Annotated in this window: 3 protein-coding genes; all 3 read right to left on the bottom strand. The window is 73.1% G+C overall.

The annotated features are described in order from the left end of the window. Window positions 1-282, bottom strand: a 282-nt coding sequence (locus F3J14_RS34575; RefSeq protein WP_211080432.1) for a precorrin-6A/cobalt-precorrin-6A reductase, incomplete at its 3' end; no start/stop codon positions are given. Further along, entirely contained in the window at window positions 279-1,367 is a 1,089-nt protein-coding gene (locus tag F3J14_RS34570) for a cobalt-precorrin-5B (C(1))-methyltransferase (RefSeq protein ID WP_166726712.1), read from the bottom strand. The genes F3J14_RS34575 and F3J14_RS34570, both read right to left, overlap by 4 nt. After that, the coding region (gene cbiT, locus F3J14_RS34565) for a precorrin-6Y C5,15-methyltransferase (decarboxylating) subunit CbiT (protein ID WP_166726711.1) at window positions 1,367-2,350 on the bottom strand (984 nt) is incomplete at its 5' end. The genes cbiT and F3J14_RS34570, both read right to left, overlap by 1 nt.

Below are 2,350 nucleotides of genomic sequence, written 5' to 3'. Positions count from 1 at the left end.
CGCCCACAGCGGCACGCCCGCGTCGCGCGCGGCGGCGACCGCGTTCGCGCTGATTTGCGCGGCATACGGATGCGTCGCGTCGATCACGAGACCGATGCCGGCGCTGCGCAAGTAGGCGGCAAGCCCCGCCGCTCCGCCGAACCCGCCGACACGCACGTCGCAGCGCAGGTCGTCGGGCACCTTGCCGAGGCCCGCGAGGCTATAGATGTGTCGCGGGCCGAGCGCGCGCGCGATCTTCAGCGCGTCGCCGGTGCCGCCGAGGAGCAGGATGCGTACGCTCATCGTGCACGTCCGACGAAACGGCCCTGCCGGTCGATCGCGAACATCTCGACGGCCACCGATGCCGGCACGATGTCGCGTGCGACCCGCAGCGCGTGCGCACAGACGAGGTCGCCGAGCGGCACGCCGTCCGCGTGCGCGAGCTTCAGGGCTTCCTGGCTGGTGTTCGCCGCGCGCATCGCGGCCTGCAGCGCATCGCTTGCACCGGCCTCGGCCGCCCACTGCGCGAGCAGCGGCAGGTCGATGCTCGAATGGCGGCTGTGCAGGTCGAGATGGCCGGCCGCGAGCTTGCTGAGCTTGCCGAAGCCGCCGCACATCGACAGGCGGGCGACCGGCGCGCGGCGCAGGTGCTTGAGCACCGCGCCCGCGAAATCGCCCATTTCGATCAGCGCCATGTCGGGCAGGCCGTAGTGCGCGCGCATCGCATCCTCGCTCGTGTTGCCGGTGCACGCGGCGATGTGCGCGATGCCGTTCGCGCGTGCGACGTCGATGCCCTGGTGGATCGACGCGATGTACGCCGAGCACGAGAACGGCCGCACGATGCCGGTCGTGCCGAGGATCGACAATCCACCGACGATGCCCAGGCGCGGGTTCATCGTCTTCAGTGCGAGCGCCTCGCCGCCCTCGACGCCGATCGTCACGTCGAAGCCGCCTGCGTAACCATATTCGGCCGCGAGCGCGTCGAGATGCGTGGTCATCATCTGGCGCGGCACCGGATTGATCGCCGGCTCGCCGACCGGCAGCGTGAGCCCCGCGCGCGTGACCGTGCCGACTCCCGGCCCCGCATGAAAACGCACGCCCGGCGCGGCGGACAGTGCGACGCGCGCGAACACCAGCGCACCGTGCGTGACGTCGGGATCGTCGCCGGCGTCCTTGACGGTGCCGGCCTCGGCGCCGTCGGCGGTGGTCCGGCAGAACTCGAGCCGCATCATCACGCGCTGCCCCTTCGGCAACACGATCTCGACCGCATCGTCCGCGTGGCCCGCGAGCAGCAGGCGCGCGGCGGCGAGCGACGTCGCGGTTGCGCAACTGCCGGTCGTATAGCCGAACCGCAGCGGCGCCGGTCGTTCGGGGGTTTCGTCGCGCATCACGCGGGGCCCGTGAATTCCGTTGCCGCGGGATCGGGCTTGCGCCCGTCGTACAGCGTGACCGGCAACGGCTGCCGCCACGTGTCGAAGCGGCCGAGCGGCTCGGCATGCGCGAGCGACACGCGCGTGAGCGTCCCGCCGTGTGCGTCGCGCCAGGCCGCGAGCGCCAGTTCGCCCTGCAGCGTGACCGCGTTCGCGACGAGCCGGCCGCCGGGCTTCAGCGCCGACCAGCACGCATCGAGGACGCCGGGTGCGCTCGCGCCGCCGCCGATGAAGATCGCGTCGGGCGCGGCGAGCCCCGCGAGCGCGTCGGGCGCGCGCCCCGCGATGAGTTGCAGCCCCGGCACGCCGAGCGCGTCGCGGTTGTGCTCGATGAAGCGCTGACGCTCCGCATGCGACTCGATCGCGATCGCCTGGCACGACGGATGCGCGCGCATCCATTCGATGCCGATCGAGCCGCTGCCCGCGCCGACGTCCCACAACAGTTCGCCCGGTACGGGCGCGAGGCGCCCGAGCGTCAACGCACGCATGTCGCGCTTGGTGAGCTGGCCGTCGTGGCGGTACGCGTCGTCGGGCAGGCCGGGCGTGAGTGCGCGGCGCGGCGCATCGGGGCCGGCCCGGCAGTCGAGCGCGATCAGGTTGAGCGCAGCGGTTTCGGCGATGGGCCAGTCTTGCGCGAGGCCGTCGAGACGCCGCTCGAGCGGCCCGCCGAGATGCTCGAACACGCTGATACGGGTCGGGCCGAAGCCACGCGCCGTGAGTTCGGCGGCGACCGTGGCCGGCGTGCGGCCGTCGGCGCTCAGCACGAACAGGCGCCGGCCCGGCAGCAGGTGGCGCACGAGCGTCGCGAGTGGCCGGCCGACGAGCGACACCGCGCCGACGTCCTGCAGCGCCCAGCCGAGCCGTGCGGCCGCCAGCGATAGCGACGACGGGGCGGGCAGCACGCGCCATTCGTCAGGGGAGAGCTCGCGCGCGAGCGTGGC

The organism is Burkholderia sp. Tr-862, assembly GCF_011753085.1.
In the GTDB taxonomy this organism is placed as follows: Bacteria; Pseudomonadota; Gammaproteobacteria; order Burkholderiales; family Burkholderiaceae; genus Burkholderia; species Burkholderia ambifaria.
The sequence above is the reverse complement of the archived record's forward strand: the minus strand, read 5'-3'. Positions and strand labels throughout refer to the sequence as shown.